This is a genomic window from Erysipelothrix amsterdamensis (assembly GCF_940143175.1).
GTDB lineage: Bacteria > Bacillota_I > Bacilli_A > Erysipelotrichales > Erysipelotrichaceae > Erysipelothrix > Erysipelothrix amsterdamensis.
In genome coordinates this window covers 1,222,948-1,243,980 of sequence record NZ_OW659496.1, presented here as the reverse complement: position 1 = coordinate 1,243,980, position 21,033 = coordinate 1,222,948, and the positions used below count along the sequence as shown (strand labels likewise).

Sequence of the window (21,033 nt, the reverse complement as noted above, 5' to 3'; positions counted from 1 at the left end):
TATGAACAAAATTTATCGATGACTTTCTTGAGGTGCACCCAAGGGGTCATCATCCAAAGATCGTTCACTAATACTATCGTTCATGCAACTCTGACCTTCCATTGGTTTCCACCTCCTCGCTTTAAAACTATAACAAATTGAGGTTCATTAAGCAATAAAATGAGCGATAGATTGAAACTTAATGATAAGAATATTTAACACTTATGATATAATTCAAAAAAGTGGGAGGTAACACATGAAAAATGTAAACTTGAGCAATGCACTCGGAATTGATACAGTACTCTTTGATTTGGACGGTACAATTCTACCGCTTGATGGGGATGACTTTGAACGAACATATTTAACATCAATTACGCAAAAGGTTGCACATATAATCGAACCGGAATTGATGGCTAAGGCCTTGTGGAAATCAAGTGCGGCAATGATTCAAAATAAGGATGGATTTAAAACAAACGAACAGGTTTTTTATACTTGTTTTGAATCCCTTGTTGGATCGGAAATCAAACATCAAATTGATACGATATTAGATGATTATTATGAAAATGAATACAATATCGTTGAAACTGTAACATCGATTTCAAAACCGATGGTTGAAACGGTGCGTTACCTCAAAGAAAAGGGTTATAAAGTAATTTTAGCGACAAATCCGCTTTTCCCAAAACTGGCTACAGATAAACGCATCTGGTGGTCGGGCCTTGAATTGGATGACTTTGATGATATTACCCGATTTGAGAAAAACCATCATTGTAAACCAAACCCAATGTACTATGAAGAAATCATACGTGATAATATGTTGGATCCAAAAACATGTTTAATGATTGGAAATGATGTCGAAGAAGATATGATGGCGTCTCAGTTTGGGATGAAAACATGGTTACTAACAGATAATCTGATTCATCGTGGAACCGATTATCTGTGTGATTGGAGCGGAACACGCGAAGATTTGTTAAAGAAAATAAAGGAGTTGTTTTAATGCGTATAGGATCTGTAAAAGAACGAAAAGATTTTGAACAACGTGTTGGGATTATGCCTTCACATGTTATTGAATATATTAAAAATGGTCATGAAGTTTATGTAGAGGCTGGGTTAGGGCTCGGAAGTGGATTTACCGATAAAGAATATCAAAACAATGGTGCGATTATCTGCGATGATGCTGCATCTGTTTGGAAACAATCAGAAATGATCATAAAGGTTAAAGAACCCATTTCTGAAGAATATGAACTCATGCAAGCCAATCAAATTCTTTTTACGTATCTACACTTAGCGGATAATTTACCCTTAGCAAAAGCATTAATGGAGCGTAATATTACAGCGGTAGCTTATGAGACCGTAACGGATGAGTTGGGTCGATTACCACTTCTAAAGCCGATGTCTGAGGTTGCAGGACGCCTATCAATTCAAGAGGGTGCGAAATATTTAGAAAAGACCTATGGTGGCAAGGGAATCTTGTTGTCAGGTGTTCCGGGAGTTCGCGGTGGACATGTTGTCATTATTGGTGGTGGCGTTGTGGGAATGAGTGCTTGTAAAACAGCTTTAGGAACAGGCGCAACGGTGAGCGTGATGGACCGAAATTTAGATCGTCTTGCGTATATCGAAGATGTATTTGGTACTGCTGTAAATACGATTTATAGTGATTCAAAAAACATTGAAGATGAGCTTCGTCGTGCAGACGTTGTGATTGGGAGTGTCTTACTACCTGGAGCACGTGCACCGAAGTTAGTCACACGTGATCATTTGAAAATCATGGAACCAGGGACAGTCTTGGTTGATGTTGCGATTGACCAAGGGGGATGTTTTGAGTCAAGTCATCCCACAACACACAGCAAACCAGTGTTTGTTGAAGCGGGAATTGTTCATTACTGTGTTACCAACATGCCGGGTGCAGTACCAAAGACTTCAACTTATGCGTTAGGAAATGCAACATTACCGTATGCATTAAAAATCGCAAACAGTGGAATTCATGATGCAGTTATGCATGATTCAGGAATTAAAAACGGTTTAAATATATTTCATGGTCAAGTCGTAAATGAAGCCGTTGCGGTAGCACTTGAATTGGAATTTGTAGAATATGAAAACTGTGTTAAAGTGGTGCAACTTTAGAGGTAATTTGTTAGAATGTAATAAAGGAGGTGGCCGTCATACCAAATGTTATTACACATGGGCTGATGGCACTCGATGTTTATAATGAACTTGACGTGTCGACAGTCCAAAAAGCGATAAAAAAACATCCAAGGGCGTATTTACTTGGGAGCAATGGTCCAGATATTTTGTTTTACTACAAAGTATTTCCATGGCAAGATCAGGAACTGAATAAAATTGTCGCTGATTATGGTGGGATTGTACACCGAACTCATGTTAATGATTTTTATAATCAAGCGGTGAGTTTTATAAAGGAAATGAAAGATGAACGAAGAAAAACAATTCTTATTGCGTTTATTGCCGGACATTTTCAACATTGGTCTTTAGATTCTCTTGCGCATCCATTTGTGTTTTATCGTGGTGGGGAAATAGCTGGAGCTACACGTTACTGGCATTTCCGGTACGAGTCAATGCTTGATTCATTAATGGTTACGTATGTAAAAGGGCGTGATATGGCATCGTTAAAACCGAAACGTTTTGTCGATGTCAATGAAGAAGAGCGACGGGTTATTGCATCATTCTATCAAGCAATGCTCGTTCAAGTTTTTGGAATATATTTAGAACCTTTAGTGATTGAAGAAGCAATTTGCTCCTTTAAAAAGATTTTGAGTTATTTATACGATCCGCACAATATTATGACTCCAGTGATTCAGAAACTGGAACGTAAAATGGCTTATCCGTGGGCGTTTTCAAGTCATATCGTTAATTCGAATATCGATGCGCGATACGACGTTCTTAATTTAAAGCGTGATACATGGTCAAACCCAACAAATATCGATGAAACATCGAACGAGACATTTATGGAACTCTATGAGTCGTCCATTGTGCTAGGAAGTGAATGCATCGGGGCTTTAAACGATGCATTAGAACACAATGAACCTGTAAATTTCGACGCACTTCTTGGTGATCGCCGATATGATACAGGGCGTCCACCAGGACGTGAGATGAAATACTATGATAGTATTTATCAAAAATAGAAAACAACAATAATAGGGAGGGTTTTATATGTTAGTTTATATTCATGGAAAAAATGTGGAAATCACAGATGCAATGCAGGAAAAAGTGGAAGAAAAATTAGAATTCTTACACAAGTATTTTGAGGTAGATGACTCATGGCGTGCAAATGTGGTTGTGAATGTTTATCCTCAAGGTTCTAAAGTAGAAGTTACAATTACTTCTAAAATTGGACCATTACGTGCGGAAGTTTTACACGAAGATTTCTACGCAGCACTTGACCGTGTTGTTGATAAATTAGAAGATCAAATTCGTCGTCATAAAACAAAAATTTCACGTAAAAACCGTGAGGGATTATCACAAGCATTTTTAAATATGATTGCAGAATCAGAGGCAAAAGAAGAATCTAAACTTGTTAAGACTAAATCCATTGTGGCTGAAAAAATGAATCTTAATGATGCGATTGTAGATATGGAAATGTTGGGTCACTCATTCTTTATTTATACAGATGATGAAACATCAGATGTAGCAGTTGTCTATAAACGTCTTGACGGCGATTATGGATTGCTTGAGGTTGATCGCGATAACGATTAATTTTAAACTATTATTATGATATGATATACTTATCAAAACGGAGGTTTGAACGATGAGCTTTAAAGATAAACTTAAAAATATTCTTACACCGGTTGAAGATGAATATCTTGAACTTACTGACGAGGAGGCTGAGAGCTTGAGCGAATATGAAACACCACGCGCATCATCAGAGGCGCCTAAATTACCATCAGATACAAAAATGGTTTTATTTGAACCGAGATCATTTGAAGAATCTGAAGAGGTAGCACGTTACTTAAAAGAAAAACGTGCAGCAGTTGTAAACTTACATCGATTACAACGTGATTATGCACAACGTACGATTGATTTCTTAACGGGGGTTGTGTTTGCACTTGATGGATCAATTCAAAAAATTGGCCACAATGTAATTCTTTGTACACCACGTACAATAGGAGTTCAAGGGGAAATTAGCATGAACCTTGAAGATTTAGATCAGTAGTAATTGAGTATGTCTCATAAACCCAAATTTAGAGTAATGCGCCAAGGGTATGACCGCTTTGAAGTTGATCAAATGATAACCAACTTGGAACATGATAAAACAATATTAACGAAACAAATTGAACTTTATCAAAAACAAGTTGAGTCATTACAAGAACAACGTGATATAATCAAAAAGCGATATCAACAATTGGTGAGCGAAAGTGGTGTTCGTGAGAAGGCTGCAGAAGAAATGTCGCGGCTTGCCTTACGAGAAGCAAATTCAATTATAGATACAGCCTATATGAATGCGGACATGATTGTTCGTGAGGCGATGTCAACATCGCGTCAAGTACTCGTTGAAATAGCTCGTATTTCAAATGAATCTAACGAACTCCGTGACGAGTTAAAAGAAAAATTATTGGAATTAGAGATTGCAATTGACGATTTAACATTGCCAGATGCACCCAATTCCAAACTTATTGGTGAAGATCAAGACAAATTAGGGCGATAAATTGTTTCAGAGAGCTTGTGGATGGTGAAAACAAGTAACAATCCGTTTTAATATCACTTGTGAACCTTACTTTTGAAATCATAGTAGAAAGTACGTATTACGGCGTTAACGTATTGAGATTACAGATTTTATCTGTAAATTAAGGTGGTACCGCGTTGAAGACGCCCTTATGAGGGCGTCTTTTTTTATATGTTAGGAGCAAAAAATATGAACTATAAAGATACACTGTTATTACCAAAGACAGATTTTGAAATGAGAGGGAATCTTAATAAAAAAGAACCTGGAATTCAAGCTGATTGGGATGAAATGAACCTATATGAAAGAATGCAAGAAGTGCGCGAAGGTGCGCCACTTTTCACAGTGCATGATGGACCTCCATATGCAAATGGAAATATCCATATTGGACATGCCCTAAATGGTATTCAAAAAGATTTAATTGTCCGTACTAAGTTTATGGCGGGATATCAAACACCATTTAGACCAGGTTGGGATACACATGGTTTACCAATTGAAAATGCAATTCAAAAATTAGGCGTAAATCGCAAAGAAATGCCGACTTATGAATTTAGAGCGCTTTGTGAGAAATATGCGCATGAACAAGTTGCAATTCAAATGGCCGATTTTAAATCTTTAGGTAAAATTGGGGATTATAAAAATCCTTATCTTACATTAAATAAGGATTTTGAGGCTACACAAATTCGTGTATTTGCGGAAATGGCTATGAAGGGTATGATCTACAAAGGATTAAAACCTGTGTATTGGTCACCATCAAGTGAATCTGCACTTGCTGAGGCAGAAATTGAATATCGAGAACGTCGTGACCCAGCAATTTTTGTTGCTTTTGATGTGGTTGATGGTAAAGGTGTCTTAGATGCTGGCGATAAGATGGTTATTTGGACAACAACGCCATGGACAATCCCTGCAAACCTGGCAATTTCAGTTAATGCAAATATGGAATACGTACTTGTTCAAACTGAAAAGGGCAACATGGTGTTCATGGAATCCTTAATGGAGTCCGCACTTAAAGAATTAGAACTTGAACAAGGAGAAATTTTAAAACGTTTCAAAGGGCGTGACATCGAAGGTGTCACAACACAACATCCACTTTATGATCGTTTATCACCTGTATTAAATGGTGATCATGTTACCGATGAAGCTGGAACAGGTTGTGTTCATACGGCTCCTGACCATGGTGTTGATGACTTTAATGTCTGTGCACTTTATGGTATTAAGCCAATCAGTCCAGTTAATGAGCAAGGTGTTTTAACTGAAGTTACGGGTGAATTTGCAGGACTCTTCTTTGAAGAAGCGAATAAAGCTGTAACCATGAAACTTGAATCATTGGGTGCGCTCTTAAAAATGGGTTGGATTAAACATAGCTATGCGCATGACTGGAGAACTAAAAAGCCAATTATCTACCGTGCAACAACGCAATGGTTTGCATCAATTGACTCCGTACGTCAAAATGTATTGGATGAGATTGAAAAAGTAGAGTGGACACCAAAATGGGGTCAAAAACGTATGCATAATATGATTGCAGATCGTGGTGATTGGTGTATTTCACGTCAACGTGTTTGGGGTGTTCCAATTCCGATTTTTTACGCTGAAGATGGATCTCCAATTATTGAGCAAGATGTTTTTGATCATGTAGCTAATTTAGTTGAACAATTTGGTACGAATGTATGGTTTGAACGTGAAGCAATTGATTTATTACCAGAAGGCTATACACATCCAAATTCACCAAATGGTACATTTAAAAAAGAAACAGATATTATGGATGTTTGGTTTGATTCAGGATCATCACACACTGCAGCGTTAAACCACTGTAAGACACCACTTCCTGTGGATGTTTATGCAGAAGGTTCTGACCAATATCGTGGTTGGTTCAACTCATCATTAATCATTTCCGTTGCACTCTATGGTTTTGCGCCATATAAACAAGTCGTAAGTCATGGCTTTATTATGCATGATGACGGCGAAAAGATGAGTAAATCGAAAGGGAACGCTTTAAGTCCTCAAGCAATTACTGAAACTTTAGGAGCAGATATTCTACGCCTTTGGGTTGCCAGTGTCGACTACCATTCTGATATCAAGATGTCACAGGACTTATTAAAACAAGTATCCGAATCTTACCGTAAGATTCGAAATACATTTAGATTTATGCATGGAAACCTTGCAAACTTTGATATTGACGCGGACGGAATTGCGATTGAAGAATTATCACTGCTTAACCGTTATGTCTTAAATGAAGTAATTCGTGTTAATAAAGAAGCTCAAGAAGCATACAAAGCATTTGATTATCAAAAAGTAACGACCTCAGTTGTAAGTTCTCTTACAAATATGATGTCATCATATTACTTAGACTATACAAAAGATATTCTATATATTGAAAAAGAAGATGACCGCTCAAGACGTGAAATTCAAACAGTGATTTATCATGCGTTAATGATCTATTCCCGAATTATGGCACCAATTCTAGTTCATACTACAGAAGAGTTGAACCGTGTCTTTAGACCAGAAGATGAGAGTATCCATCTTCAAGAATTCAGTAACTTGGTTGATCCAATCCTTTCAAGTGAAGAAGTTGCGTCAATGGATTCACTCTTGAAATTACGTGAATCCGTATTTAAAGCACTTGAAGAAAAACGTGCAGAAAAAGTAATTGGTAAGTCTTTAGAAGCGCATGTACGCCTCCATCTTGATGATGTAGATGAAACACGCGTTCAAAGTATTCTTGGAAAACATGATGCACAATGGTTTATTGTGTCCAAACTTGAACTCGTTAATGACGCGTTACCAGAAGTAATGGGTTATGAAGTTTCTGTTGAAAAAGTTGAAGGTCATACATGTCCGCGTTGTTGGAATATCGTTGATGTTGTCGGTGAAGATGAACTTTGCCCACGTTGTCACGATGTTGTTAAGGCTTAGATATGAAAATTACATCACTTCAAAATGATTTCGTTAAGCATTGTACTAAATTAAGCAAAAAGAAGTATCGAGACGAACACAATGAAGTTTTGATAGAGGGTGAACACTTAATTCAGGAAGCTCATGCAGCTGGTATTGTAAAAAAAACAATAGGATTAACGGAAAAAGATGATATCCAGATTACAGAGCATATAGCTCAAAAACTATCCAATACAATTTCTGGTTCGAACCAGTTTGCAGTGATTTCGAAACCACAGCGTGCATTAACGCACGCTGATCGATATCTCATTTGTGATGGTGTTCAAGATCCTGGTAATCTCGGTACCATTATCCGTACCGCGCATAGTTTTGGTTTTGATGCTGTTGTTGTCTCTGAAACCTGTGTGGATGAGTTTAATGACAAAGTGATACGTTCCACACAAGGGTCAATATTTCATATTCCGGTCATTCGGATGACTTTAGACCTTGCAATAACTCAAATAAAAGCGTGGAACATTCCTGTGTATGCGAGTTACCTCGGTGAAAACACGCACAATTTACAAGATATTAAAACCTGTCCGATTGCGGTTGTGATGGGTTCTGAAGGGAGTGGTGTGTCGGATGCTGTAGTGGACTTATGTGATGGAACTGTCAAAATTGAAACGTCACAGTTTGAATCACTAAATGTTGCGATTGCATCCGCAATTATTTGTTACACACTTCGAAAATAGGGAGGCATTATGGAATTAAAAGCATTTACGGATTCGGATTTAACGTTGTACGCCGAACTTGCGACAAAGTTTTTAACAAGTCCTGCATGTTTGGGTGAACCAGATTACGAATTATTCAAGCGAAACTTTAATCATATCATCAAAGAAAACGACTGTTTTGGGTGGTTTTTGGTTGAAGAAGGGAACGTATGTGGTTATTTATTATGTTCGATTATGTTTTCAACTGAGGTTGGTGGATTGCAATTATGGGTAGAGGAGTTATTGGTGGACGATGCTTACCGTGGTAAGGGTCTAGGTACTGAGGCTTTATCGATCTTGATGGATAAATTTCCTGATGTTATCCGATTCAGATTGGAAGTAACGCCAGGTAATCGTGGTGCTAAAAAACTTTATGAACGATTGGGATTTGAGTTTTTAGGATATGAACAAATGATCTTGGATCGATAAAAAAATTGCAGGAAGCGAGATTAATTAGAATCTCTGCATTCTTGCAGTTTTTTTTGAATAAAAGCACCTCACTTTATGAATGGAACTGACCTAGTTCCGTGGGACTAAAGAAAAAAACCTCTTGTATGAGAATTATTGTAAAATAGTTCAATATAGGAGGTTTTTATATGGGAACACGAACTATGCATAGCTATGAGACAAAGATGAAAGTTATAGAAATGAAATTGGCAGGCTACTCAAGCAGGTTTATTCAGACTGAACTTGGAATAAAAAATGTAACACAAGTCAAAACATGGTGGAGATGGTATCGAAATGGTGAACACTACCGATTTTCTCAACCTGTAGGCAAGCAATATACTTTTGGAAAAGGGCCTGAAGGAGACACGGTCGAAGAAACACAAAGACTTAGAATTAAATCTTTGGAGCAACAAATTGAACTATTAAAAAAGTATTTGGAAAGAGAAAGGATGTGGTTCCTGAAATAATCATCAAGCTCGTTGAAGAGTATCGCAACACTGTATCTATTAAAGATATCTTGAATCTTTTTGGGGTACCTAAGTCAACGTATTACCGTTGGACTAAAAAAGAGCAACTTGAGTCTAATAATTATTCTGTCAATGAAGCATTAGTAATTGAACTTTGTAAAGAAAATAAATTTCGTTATGGATATCGAAAAATAACTGCATTAATTCGAAAAGAAAGAATTATCAATAAGAACACTGTTCAAAAGATAATGCAGAAACACCAATGTCAATGCCGTGTTAAGGTCAAACGGTATAGAAAAAACAAAAATCCGAAGATCATTATGCCCAATATCATTAATCGCGACTTTAAATCACTACGTCCTCTAGAGAAATTGGTGACAGATATCACTTACATCCCTTATGGCCATAAGATGCTCTATTTATCTACGATCATGGATTTATATAATGGTGAGATTATTGCGTCTACATTGAGTGACAGACAAAACCTAGAATGTGTGGTTGATACATTAAATCAACTTCCGGATATCGTTCAGCCATGTATTCTTCATTCTGATCAAGGGAGTGTCTATACATCAAAAGAGTATCAACTCAAAGTAAAAAATAAAAGCATTACCATGAGTATGTCCCGTAAGGGTACACCCGCTGATAATGCTCCTATCGAATCGTTTCATGCCTCGCTAAAGTGTGAAACATTCGAATTAAACCCAGACCTAAAGGGTTCTACTGAAATTGTATCACAAACTGTGATAAACTATTTAAAATATTACAATGAAAATCGAATACAAGAAAAGCTAGGATATCAATCTCCCGTAAATTATCGGTTAACTTCATCCTAACTTGGTTTTTTCTTTAGTCCCAAGGAACTAGGTCAGTTCCAATAATGAGTGAGGTGCTTTTTGATAAGTTTATTTGTTTTCTGTATACAATTGATCAACTTTTGCCCAATTAATAATTTCAAAAAAACTATTAATGTAATCAGGACGACGGTTTTGATAGTTAAGGTAATATGCGTGTTCCCAAACATCAAGACCTAAAATTGGTGTTAATCCATCTGAAAGTGGATTATCTTGATTTGCGGTAGATACAACTTTAAGTGATTTGTTTGAATCCATCACTAACCAAGCCCATCCACTCCCAAAACGTGTTTTTGCTGCATTAGAGAATGCTTCTTTAAATGCGTCGAATGAACCGAAATCATGATTGATTGCAGTCATTAAGGCTTCACCAGGTTGTTGACCCTTGTTTGGAGATAAAAATTCCCAAAACATCGTATGGTTTAGATGACCGCCACCATTATTTTGAACTGCTGTGCGGATGTCTTCTGGGACATTCTTTAAGTTCTCAATAAGGTTTGTAAGTGATTCTTGTTCTAATTCCGGGTGTTTTTCAATCGCTGTATTTAAATTTGTAATATATGTTTGATGATGCTTTGTGTAATGAATTTCCATTGTTTTCGCATCAATTTGTGGTTCTAATGCATTAAAGTCATATGAAAGTTCAGGTAATTTATAAGTCATCGTAAGTCCTCCTCTATTTATAACTAAATTGTAACAAAGATGGAGGACTGGGTCTAACTAAATGCCTAGAAGTGACGAATACTTTTCAATGAGATAATCAATGTAGTAGTTTGGATTGAATGGCTCGTTGGTAACTCTTTCAATCATGGTTTGTGTATCATACATCCCACCGAATTGATGGATGTTGTCACGTAACCAATTAAAAACAATATCCATTTGACCATTTAAGAGTGCTTCTTCAACATTGATATCTTCTTCCATTTTTTTCATGAACTGAGCAGCATAGGCTGTACCCAATGCATATGTTGGGAAATATCCAAAGGATGCATCGCTCCAGTGCACGTCTTGAAGGATTCCATCACTTGGATTTTTCGGTGTGATACCAAGTAATTGTGTCATCTGATTTGCAAAGAATTGATCAAGACCTTCTGCGCAGTGATTGTTATTGAAAATTTCTTTCTCGGTATTATATCGAACCATAATATGAAGTGGATATGTAAGTTCGTCAGCTTCAACACGAATATAGCCTTTTTCTACGTAATTGATACCCTTGATAAATGCATCAAGATTAACATCCTCTAAAACATGAGGAATAATTTCTTGAAGTTTTGGATATAGAGGTGTCCAAAATGATTTACTTCTACCAATCATATTTTCCATTAATCGTGATTGTGACTCATGTAGACTCATGCTCATACTATCGGCAATAGGATAACCTTCGAAGTCAATATTGACTTGGTGGTTGTACATTGAGTGACCAATTTCGTGAATGATTGAAAAAATATTTGATGTGAAGTCGTTTTCGTAATAATGTGTTGTGATGCGGGAGTCATTAATTGAGAACGTGCTACTGAATGGATGTGCTGCATGTCCCATGTATCCAAATGATGAATCATAGCCCATATGGTCCTTAATTAAATCTGAAATTAAATCTTGTTCGTGAATTGATACCGCTGCGCTTAGAAACGCTGGTTTAGGTCCTTGTGCTTCAATCACCTTATCAATAAATGGTACAAGTTTTTGTTCGATTGTGCTGAAGAATCCTTCAACATGAGATTCACGTAAGCCTTCCTCGTAATCATCGAGACATGATTCATAAATACTTAAAGTTGAATTTCGGCGGTTGATCGCGCTTTTTTGACCTAAAATTAAGGCGTCAAGATCTTTTTTGAAAATATCGTAATCACCTTTTTCACGCGCATCTTCCCAAGATTGTTGTGAGTCATATTTTAGTTTATCGAATGCAATGTATTCTTCGGATGGTATATTCTTGATTTTATTAAGTTGACGAAGTTGTGTTTTAGCACTCTCCGCAATAATGGGGTTTTCGTTATTTTGACTCTCTTCCAATATTTGATAGGTTTTCGGGTCAGTCAGTAGTGCAAAATATTCACCTGAGAGAATAGATAGTGCTTTATTACGGAAAGCTGCGCCATTTCTCGGTGCAATTGTGAGTGCGTCAAAACTCATTGTTGTAATTGCAAGATTCAAGCTATTTAATTTATCGAGTAATTCTTCGTATGTCATATATTGACCTCCTAATTATTCCTTATATTGTAACGCAAGCAGTCGTAAAATGAAATAAATAACAAACCAACCATCCATTTCTGTTTTTTTATGATAAAAGTCATGTATAATAAATCTATATATGGGAGGGTTCATTATGTATGATAAATGTGTGGAATTGTTAAAGTGTCGTGGCGTTGAAATATCTGATATTATCGAGTGTGTTGTTTTTCTTCAAAAAGACTATGTTGAAGATATCGATTCTATTGATATAGAACCGATTGTTAACAGTGTTTTGAATAAGCGTGAAGTTCAACATGCGTTAATTACCGGAATTAACATTGACATTTCTGTTGAAAATAAAGATTTTGGTGGTCATTATATCGAAGACATTATTCATCGCGATGAAGGACTTTATGGAATTGATGAAGTTCTCGCCTACGGAATTTGTAACCTTTATGGCTCAATTGCGCTCACAAATTATGGATACATTGATAAAGTCAAGCCAGGCATAATCGGAACTTTGAATGACCATAACAATGGAACTTGCAATACATTTCTTGACGATATTGTGGGAGCAATTGCAGCTTCTGCAGCAAGCAAACTCGCTCATAGTCAACATCAAGAAAAAAACATTAATATATAACAATTTATTTAGTGAATATAGAAGCGGAGGTGTTATCTATGTATTCTTCAAAAGACGTGGCTCTAACAGTGGAAAAACTCTTAAAACGATTAGAAGTGGAAAAAGATGGTTTGGTGCTTGTGCATGAGAGTGATGGATTCGATCCGTTTTATTCTAAAATTATTCTGGATGGGATTCAAAGTCACATGAAAGAGGGAACCGTTTGCGTTTTTGGAGATTGTGAGTTTAATTCTGATGTGCTTGTCAAAGATATGGTTCCGTATATTTCAAATCAAGAACGTCTTGTGTTATCCAGTGGGAAAATGATGCAGCTTATGACACTTCAACAAGAATGCATTTATGTTACACACCCAAGTTTAATGATTGCGACAGCGGGTAAATTTAGTAGATACTTTGGTAGACCTACGGAAATGGATTTTCCCTATGGATCGCATTCCGTATTTACAGATTTTTACGATTTGAATGCTACGCTTATCTTAGTGGGTGATGTATTGGAATTGTTTGAAGCGAAGTTTGCTTATGCGACGCTTGATCATCATGTGATAAGAAAGACGGCCTGTTTAAAAGATAAATCAGTTATGACATATTTAGATATTGTGCCAAATTATGCTCGAATTCATGACTTAGTGTTTAATTCGAAACTACTTCTTTATGAGCAATTAGATGGGCAACATATATATGGAGTGAAGTATCGTGATTTTATTGACTATTTAAAAGAGGTGCTTTAACCTCTTTTCTTTTATCAAATCTCAACCGCACCACTTTTACTTTTATTAAAGTCTATCTCATAGGCCGTTTTGAAGTCAAATATTTTTCGCGGCATTGAGTTAATTTTGAAGCAAATATCATCAAGATATTGTTGCGCTATATCATACATTGATTTACCTTTTGGTATAAACCTTCTTACTATTGCATTCGCTCGTTCATTGGTTCCACGTTGAAAAGAACAGTATGGATCACACTTATATAGTTTCACACCCAACCGCTTGGCTGTAATTCCTAATGTTTTAAATTCAAGTCCATTATCTACTGTTATCGATTTCGTGGTTATATTATTCTCTTCAATAAATTTTCGAATTAAGTTTGATGTGTAATAGTCATATCGATATTCTGCTTTAATAAGCCAGGTCATTCTTGAGCAGCGGTCTACAATGGATATAATCGCTGCAGATTCATGTTTCTTACCGATTATAGAGTCGATTTCGAGATGGCCAATCTCGTTACGTTTCTCAATGTATTTAGGTCTAAGGCTAATTGGAAGTACTGTTTTCTCTTCCAAGTTCCATCTCAAGTGATTCATCATTCCACTAATTCTCTTTTTACGTTTTCGACGTTTATAGCACATTCTATTTGGTTTTATATCAAGTTTACCTTGATTAATCCAGTTATAGACTTGCTGCGATGAAACACACGGTTTATATGGATGATATCGTTTATAGTTACTCAAGCATACTTCTACCGAATGAACTTTAGGATCATAGTGAGAATGCAGATATTCGATTAGGTGGGAATATTTTTCTCGAATATCAATCGTTCGTTTCTTATAGACATTATTTTTATATCTAGAAATCGTAGAATGAGATATATTGAGTTTACGTGCTGCCTTGCGCATAGAGTAGCCGATGCTTAATAGAATATCAATTTGGTCTTTCATTTTTTTATCTAATTGTTTATACTTCATATGGGAGCTCCTTTTAGTCGGGTGGGCTCCTTTTATTATACAAAAACAACCGCACCTTGGGTGGTGCGGTTGAGATTTGAATTTAGGAAAAGAGGTGCTTTAACCTCTTTTTATTTTTTATACAATAGATATAATTAAAGAGCTAAGTTGTTTATTTCAGTCTTAAACGTTTTGAGGTGATTAAATGAAAACTAAAGATTTAGCGACGCTTTCAGTGTATGTGGCACTTTTTGGAGCTTTAGAATGTATTACAAATACTTTTGACATTTTGAGATTACCGCAAGGTGGTTCCGTATCCTTGAGTATTATAGTGTTAATTATTGCTAGCTATCATTTGGGATTTGGAAAATCACTGTGTGTTGCGGTGTTATCTTTTCTTGTTAAGTGCATTATTAATACTCCGATTGTGATTCACTGGTTTCAATTTTTTTTGGATTACATTTTTGCATATTCGATTTATTCGGTCGCAGGATTAGTTCCTGATTTCAAAGTTTATGATTTATCTTTACCAGTAGGCGTTGTTGTTTCAAATTTATCAAGGTTTGTGCTACATACAATTTCGGGGTTAATGTTTTATGCAGAGTTCTATCGTGGTAATGTGTTTTCTGGCGTTGTTTCATATAACGCTACATTCATGATTCCCACAACAATAATATCTTTTTCTCTTATTTTAGCACTCATGCCTAAATTGAATGCTTTATTAATACATAGAACTGGAATTAAGCATAGAAATTAGACATTTATTGTGTATAATGTTAAAGGATGGGAAGTGTTGTTATGTTACCAAAAGTTGGAGAAGTTATTTATATACAAAGTTATAAACATGATGGTTCGCTTCATCGGACCTGGTCTAGTGGCACAGTTCTTGATGTCGATGACGAAAAAATTGTTTTAATAACGTATAAAACTTGGGTTGTTGAATCAGATGGTAGAAGATGGTTCACACGCGAACCAGCAATTTGTTTTTACTACTTAAATCGTTGGTACAATGTTATTTCAATGATACGTAATAAGGGAGTTTATTATTACTGCAATCTCGCTTCACCAAGTGTATTCGATGAAGAAGGTCTTAAGAACATAGATTATGATCTTGATGTTAAAGTATTTCCAGACGGGAAGTATATAGTTCTTGATGAAGATGAATTTGATGAGCATCAAGTTTTGATGAATTATTCGAAAGAAATTATCGATATAGTTGTCGAAGAGAAGGATCGGTTGGTTGAACAAGTTAAGAGTAAAAGTTACCCATTTAATGAAGAAGAGATATATAGATATTTCGATAAATATTTAACGGTAAAAGAATTTAAATAAAAAGCCCGAAATCATTTGACAAAACACAGGATGTGGGATATTATATACAAGCGCTAAGGGAAACCGGGTGCAGAAAATGGTCTTTGAAAACTAAACAGGAAACGTCAATTTCAAAAAGAAATACGGATAAATAAATAAACAAAACTCGTCAGAGTTAAAAAGAGAAAGAATCAAATGGAGAGTTTGATCCTGGCTCAGGATGAACGCTGGCGGCGTGCCTAATACATGCAAGTCGAACGAAGTGAAGAGGAGCTTGCTCCTTGGAACTTAGTGGCGAACGGGTGAGTAATACATAAGCAACCTGCCTCGATGCCTGGGATAACAGAGGGAAACTTCTGCTAATACCGGATACGTTAATCTAAGACATCTTAGATTAATTAAAGATGGGATACATCACAACGAGATGGGCTTATGGCGCATTAGTTAGTTGGTAAGGTAACGGCTTACCAAGACGATGATGCGTAGCCGACCTGAGAGGGTGACCGGCCACACTGGGACTGAGACACGGCCCAGACTCCTACGGGAGGCAGCAGTAGGGAATTTTCGGCAATGGGGGAAACCCTGACCGAGCAACGCCGCGTGAGTGAAGACGGCCTTCGGGTTGTAAAGCTCTGTTGTAAGGGAAGAACGATAGGAAGAGGGAATGCTTTCTATATGACGGTACCTTACCAGAAAGCCACGGCTAACTACGTGCCAGCAGCCGCGGTAATACGTAGGTGGCAAGCGTTATCCGGAATTATTGGGCGTAAAGGGAGCGCAGGCGGTTTATCAAGTTTATGGTTAAAGTTCGGGGCTTAACCCCGTGATGCCATAGAAACTGGTAGACTAGAGTGCAGGAGAGGTTAGTGGAATTCCATGTGTAGCGGTAAAATGCGTAGATATATGGAGGAACACCAGTGGCGAAGGCGGCTAACTGGCCTGTAACTGACGCTGAGGCTCGAAAGCGTGGGGAGCAAATAGGATTAGATACCCTAGTAGTCCACGCCGTAAACGATGGATACTAAGTGTTGGAGAAATTCAGTGCTGTAGTTAACGCAATAAGTATCCCGCCTGGGGAGTATGCGCGCAAGCGTAAAACTCAAAGGAATTGACGGGGGCCCGCACAAGCGGTGGAGTATGTGGTTTAATTCGAAGCAACGCGAAGAACCTTACCAGGTCTTGACATACCGCGCAAAAGCACAGAGATGTGTAATAGTTATGGCGGATACAGGTGGTGCATGGTTGTCGTCAGCTCGTGTCGTGAGATGTTGGGTTAAGTCCCGCAACGAGCGCAACCCTTGTCTTTAGTTACCAGCATTAAGTTGGGGACTCTAAAGAGACTGCCGGTGATAAACCGGAGGAAGGTGGGGATGACGTCAAATCATCATGCCCCTTATGATCTGGGCTACACACGTACTACAATGGCGTATACAGAGGGCAGCGAAGCAGCGATGCGGAGCGAATCTCAGAAAGTACGTCTCAGTTCGGATTGGAGTCTGCAACTCGACTCCATGAAGTCGGAATCGCTAGTAATCGCGGATCAGAATGCCGCGGTGAATACGTTCTCGGGCCTTGTACACACCGCCCGTCAAACCATGAGAGTTGGTAATACCCGAAGCCGGTGGCCTAACCTAGTTTACTAGGAGGGAGCCGTCGAAGGTAGGATCGATGATTGGGGTTAAGTCGTAACAAGGTATCCCTACCGGAAGGTGGGGATGGATCACCTCCTTTCTAAGGAGTAATTAGAAAGACGTGAAGTTGACACCTAAAGTTTCCTGTTTAGTTTTGAGAGTCCGTTGGAATCTCAAGAAAAATGATCTTTGAAAACTGAATAACAGAAAAGAAAAAGAGATAGACAAAGAAATAAATGTTATCAACATGATCTTTTCGAATAGTTGTATAAAACTAGATTTACATCAAGTTAAACAAAAACAGTAACTTAAGCAATTAAGTAAGCAATCAAAGCAAACACACAGCTTATCAAGCGATAAGCGTTAAAAAAAACCTGATTTTAAGAATTAGGGCGCGAAATTACATGTGATTAAATATGTAAGGGCGTACGGTGGATGCCTAGGCACTAAGAGCTGATGAAGGACGCGACTAACAGCGAAATGCCTCGGGGAGTGGTACGTACACAACGATCCGGGGGTATCCGAATGGGGAAACCCAATACTGGTTATGCAGTATTACACATAAATGAATACATAGTTTATGATGAGGCAACCTTGCGAACTGAAACATCTTAGTAGCAAGAGGAAAAGAAAACAAAAGTGATTCCCTGAGTAGTGGCGAGCGAAACGGGAAGAGCCCAAACCATCTTCGTGATGGGGTAGTAGGACCACAACGTGGGATATCGAAGCTAGTCGAATGGCATTGAAAGGCCAGTCAAAGAAGGTGCAAACCCTGTAGACGAAAGCGTAAGATACTCTAGTGGTATCCTGAGTACGGCGAGGCACGAGAAACCTTGTCGGAATCAACCGGGACCACCCGGTAAGGCTAAATACTCCTTAGTGACCGATAGTGAACCAGTACCGTGAGGGAAAGGTGAAAAGAACCGCGGAAGCGGAGTGAAATAGATCCTGAAACCGTATGCTTACAAGAAGTCAGAGCCCGTTAATGGGTGATGGCGTGCCTTTTGTAGAATGAACCGGCGAGTTACTCATAATGTGCGAGGTTAAGTTGAAGAGACGGAGCCGAAGCGAAAGCGAGTCTTAATAGGGCGATATAGTACATTGTGGTAGACCCGAAACTGAGTGATCTAGCCATGACCAGGTTGAAGTTTGGGTGAAACCAAATGGAGGACCGAACCGACCATCGTTGAAAAGCTGGCGGATGAGTTGTGGCTAGCGGAGAAATTCCAATCGAACTCAGATATAGCTGGTTCTCCCCGAAATAGCTTTAGGGCTAGCGTCAATGTAAGGCCACTGGAGGTAGAGCACTGAATGTATGATGGCCCCATCTCGGGGTACTGAATATAATCAAACTCCGAATGCCAGTGGATAGTAGTTGGCAGTCAGACTATGGGTGATAAGGTCCGTAGTCGAAAGGGAAACAGCCCAGACCATCAGTTAAGGTCCCAAAATTCATGCTAAGTGGAAAAGGATGTGGGGATGCACAGACAACTAGGAGGTTGGCTCAGAAGCAGCCATCCTTTAAAGAGTGCGTAACAGCTCACTAGTCGAGTGACCCTGCGCCGAAAATGTACCGGGGCTAAGTATGATACCGAAACTATGGATTTATTGTTTCAATAAATGGTAGGGGAGCGTTCTATACTGCGTTGAAGCTGTACCGTAAGGAGCAGTGGAGTGTATAGAAGTGAGAATGCCGGTGTGAGTAGCGAGATGTCAGTGAGAATCTGACACACCGATTGCCTAAGGTTTCCAGGGGAAGGCTCGTCCTCCCTGGGTAAGTCGGGACCTAAGATGAGGCTGAAAAGCGTAGTCGATGGACAACAGGTTGATATTCCTGTACCCGATACATAAGTGAAGGAATGACAGAGAAGGCTAGGTTATGCCAGCGACTGGAAGTGCTGGTTTAAGCGAAGGAGCTGTATGGTAGGCAAATCCGCCATGCAAAGCAAAGGCGTTACGAGGAGTGAACCCGTGAGGAAGTAGCGAAGTAACTGATGCCAGCTCTCAAGAAAAGTTTCTAGCGTTAATTATGTATTGGCCCGTACCAAAACCGACACAGGTAGGCAAGGAGAGAATCCTAAGGTGAGCGAGAGAACTGTTGCCAAGGAACTCGGCAAAATGACCCCGTAACTTCGGGAGAAGGGGTGCTCGTAAGAGCCGCAGTGAAGAGGCCCAAGCGACTGTTTAACTAAAACACAGCTCTCTGCAAAGTCGCAAGACGAAGTATAGGGGGTGACACCTGCCCGGTGCTGGAAGGTTAAGGGAATATGTTAGAATTCGTTCGAAGCATTGAACTGAAGCCCCAGTGAACGGCGGCCGTAACTATAACGGTCCTAAGGTAGCGAAATTCCTTGTCGGGTAAGTTCCGACCCGCACGAAAGGTGTAACGATTTGGGCGCTGTCTCGGCAGCAGACTCGGTGAAATCTTAGTACCGGTAAAGATGCCGGTTACCCGCAACTAGACGGAAAGACCCCATGGAGCTTTACTGTAGCTTGATATTGAACTTTGAGCCTACATGTACAGGATAGGTGGGAGACTATGAAGCATGTACGCTAGTATATGTGGAGTCGCCATTGGGATACCACTCTTGTATGTTTGAAGTTCTAACCGCGTACCGTGATCCGGTACCGGGAGAGTGTCAGGTGGGCAGTTTGACTGGGGCGGTCGCCTCCTAAAGAGTAACGGAGGCGCCCAAAGGTACCCTCAGATTGGTTGGAAATCAATCGACGAGCGTAAAGGCAGAAGGGTGCTTGACTGCGAGACCTACAAGTCGAGCAGGGACGAAAGTCGGGCTTAGTGATCCGGCGGTTCCGAGTGGAAGGGCCGTCGCTTAACGGATAAAAGCTACCCTGGGGATAACAGGCTAATCTCGCCCAAGAGTTCACATCGACGGCGAGGTTTGGCACCTCGATGTCGGCTCATCGCATCCTGGAGCTGAATTAGGTTCCAAGGGTTGGGCTGTCCGCCCATTAAAGCGGTACGCGAGCTGGGTTCAGAACGTCGTGAGACAGTTCGGTCCCTATCTGTTGTGGGCGTAGGAAATTTGAGGAGCGCTGTCCCTAGTACGAGAGGACCGGGATGGACATACCGCTGGTGTACCAGTTGTTCTGCCAAGGGCATCGCTGGGTAGCTAAGTATGGACTGGATAAGCGCTGAAAGCATCTAAGCACGAAGCCAACTCCAAGATGAGATTTCCCATACGTAAGTAGTAAGACCCCTGAGAGACGATCAGGTTGATAGGTCAGAGGTGGAAGCATAGTGATATGTGGAGCTGACTGATACTAATAGGTCGAGGTTTTAATCACAAAAGATACAACGATTCGAAAAAGATCAAATTTCTGTTATTCAGTTTTGAGAGTTCATCTCTCTAATGCACTATGATCTGGTGATTTTAGCGAAGTGGTCACACCTGTTCCCATCTCGAACACAGAAGTTAAGCACTTTAGCGGCGACAATATCTAGCCACGCGCTAGTGAAGATAGTTCATCACCAGGTAATTTGACACTCTATTTAGAGTGTCTTTTTTTTTATGCTGTCAAAGCATCATCACTTTCG

The 21,033-nt window shown here is 39.0% G+C and carries 17 protein-coding genes, 3 rRNA genes and 1 other annotated feature; of the genes, 17 read left to right on the top strand and 3 right to left on the bottom strand.

Annotated elements, in window-relative coordinates; genetic code table 11:
- The first annotated feature begins 235 nt into the window (after window positions 1-235).
- From NMG63_RS05830 to NMG63_RS05785, 10 genes are all read left to right on the top strand, one after another.
- A complete protein-coding gene (locus NMG63_RS05830; RefSeq protein ID WP_254006650.1) occupies window positions 236-973 on the top strand; it encodes an HAD family hydrolase in 738 nt (245 codons plus the stop codon).
- Window positions 973-2,100: an alanine dehydrogenase gene (ald, locus tag NMG63_RS05825; protein ID WP_254006649.1), complete on the top strand. Its 1,128-nt coding sequence runs from the start codon at window positions 973-975 to the stop codon at window positions 2,098-2,100. The genes NMG63_RS05830 and ald overlap by 1 nt, the downstream gene beginning before the upstream one ends.
- A gap of 29 nt (window positions 2,101-2,129) precedes the next feature.
- Window positions 2,130-3,116, top strand: coding sequence for a zinc dependent phospholipase C family protein (locus NMG63_RS05820; protein WP_123171330.1), 987 nt, complete (start codon window positions 2,130-2,132; stop codon window positions 3,114-3,116).
- 28 nt (window positions 3,117-3,144) lie between these two features.
- Entirely contained in the window at window positions 3,145-3,687 is a 543-nt protein-coding gene (gene hpf, locus NMG63_RS05815) for a ribosome hibernation-promoting factor, HPF/YfiA family (RefSeq protein WP_003775373.1), read from the top strand.
- A 52-nt stretch (window positions 3,688-3,739) separates the two neighbouring features.
- On the top strand, window positions 3,740-4,144 hold the full coding sequence (locus tag NMG63_RS05810) for a cell division protein SepF (protein WP_003775374.1): 405 nt from the start codon (window positions 3,740-3,742) through the stop codon (window positions 4,142-4,144).
- Window positions 4,145-4,153: 9 nt separating this feature from the next.
- A complete protein-coding gene (locus tag NMG63_RS05805) occupies window positions 4,154-4,636 on the top strand; it encodes a DivIVA domain-containing protein (protein WP_254006648.1) in 483 nt (160 codons plus the stop codon).
- Window positions 4,602-4,808 (top strand) — a binding site (T-box leader). It overlaps the preceding gene by 35 nt.
- A 35-nt stretch (window positions 4,809-4,843) precedes the next feature.
- Complete coding sequence (ileS, locus tag NMG63_RS05800; RefSeq protein ID WP_254006647.1) at window positions 4,844-7,564, top strand: isoleucine--tRNA ligase; 2,721 nt, start codon at window positions 4,844-4,846, stop codon at window positions 7,562-7,564.
- Between the two features lie 2 nt (window positions 7,565-7,566).
- Entirely contained in the window at window positions 7,567-8,274 is a 708-nt protein-coding gene (locus NMG63_RS05795; protein WP_254006646.1) for a TrmH family RNA methyltransferase, read from the top strand.
- Between the two features lie 9 nt (window positions 8,275-8,283).
- Complete coding sequence (locus tag NMG63_RS05790) at window positions 8,284-8,721, top strand: GNAT family N-acetyltransferase (protein WP_254006645.1); 438 nt, start codon at window positions 8,284-8,286, stop codon at window positions 8,719-8,721.
- 167 nt (window positions 8,722-8,888) lie between these two features.
- Window positions 8,889-10,042 (top strand): IS3-like element ISErh1 family transposase gene (locus tag NMG63_RS05785; RefSeq protein ID WP_123171090.1). Its coding sequence is split into 2 segments (ribosomal slippage): window positions 8,889-9,162 and window positions 9,162-10,042, totalling 1,155 coding nucleotides; the frame shifts between segments, so codons are not numbered across the junction.
- Window positions 10,043-10,111: 69 nt separating this feature from the next.
- On the opposite strand, the gene NMG63_RS05780 is transcribed toward NMG63_RS05785, so the two are convergent.
- Window positions 10,112-10,723 carry a superoxide dismutase gene (locus tag NMG63_RS05780; protein ID WP_254006644.1) on the bottom strand — a complete coding sequence of 204 codons (612 nt, stop codon included), beginning with the start codon at window positions 10,721-10,723 and terminating at the stop codon, window positions 10,112-10,114.
- A 57-nt stretch (window positions 10,724-10,780) separates the two neighbouring features.
- Complete coding sequence (locus NMG63_RS05775; RefSeq protein ID WP_254006643.1) at window positions 10,781-12,250, bottom strand: carboxypeptidase M32; 1,470 nt, start codon at window positions 12,248-12,250, stop codon at window positions 10,781-10,783.
- Between the two features lie 136 nt (window positions 12,251-12,386).
- Here NMG63_RS05775 and NMG63_RS05770 point away from each other — a divergent pair, with 136 nt between their 5' ends.
- On the top strand, window positions 12,387-12,875 hold the full coding sequence (locus NMG63_RS05770; protein ID WP_254006642.1) for a phosphatidylglycerophosphatase A family protein: 489 nt from the start codon (window positions 12,387-12,389) through the stop codon (window positions 12,873-12,875).
- A 38-nt stretch (window positions 12,876-12,913) separates the two neighbouring features.
- Complete coding sequence (locus NMG63_RS05765; protein ID WP_254006641.1) at window positions 12,914-13,603, top strand: hypothetical protein; 690 nt, start codon at window positions 12,914-12,916, stop codon at window positions 13,601-13,603.
- A gap of 14 nt (window positions 13,604-13,617) precedes the next feature.
- On the opposite strand, the gene NMG63_RS05760 is transcribed toward NMG63_RS05765, so the two are convergent.
- On the bottom strand, window positions 13,618-14,556 hold the full coding sequence (locus NMG63_RS05760; RefSeq protein WP_254006434.1) for an IS30 family transposase: 939 nt from the start codon (window positions 14,554-14,556) through the stop codon (window positions 13,618-13,620).
- A 184-nt stretch (window positions 14,557-14,740) separates the two neighbouring features.
- On the opposite strand from NMG63_RS05760, the gene NMG63_RS05755 reads away from it, so the two are divergent.
- From NMG63_RS05755 to rrf, 5 genes are all read left to right on the top strand, one after another.
- Window positions 14,741-15,292, top strand: coding sequence for an energy-coupled thiamine transporter ThiT (locus tag NMG63_RS05755; RefSeq protein WP_254006640.1), 552 nt, complete (start codon window positions 14,741-14,743; stop codon window positions 15,290-15,292).
- 41 nt (window positions 15,293-15,333) lie between these two features.
- On the top strand, window positions 15,334-15,867 hold the full coding sequence (locus NMG63_RS05750; RefSeq protein ID WP_254006639.1) for a DUF402 domain-containing protein: 534 nt from the start codon (window positions 15,334-15,336) through the stop codon (window positions 15,865-15,867).
- Window positions 15,868-16,038: 171 nt separating this feature from the next.
- Window positions 16,039-17,577 (top strand): 16S ribosomal RNA (locus tag NMG63_RS05745).
- A 308-nt stretch (window positions 17,578-17,885) separates the two neighbouring features.
- Window positions 17,886-20,783 (top strand): 23S ribosomal RNA (locus NMG63_RS05740).
- A gap of 76 nt (window positions 20,784-20,859) precedes the next feature.
- Window positions 20,860-20,973, top strand: a 5S ribosomal RNA gene (gene rrf, locus NMG63_RS05735).
- Together the 16S, 23S and 5S rRNA genes form the textbook arrangement of a ribosomal RNA operon.
- Window positions 20,974-21,033 lie beyond the last annotated feature (60 nt).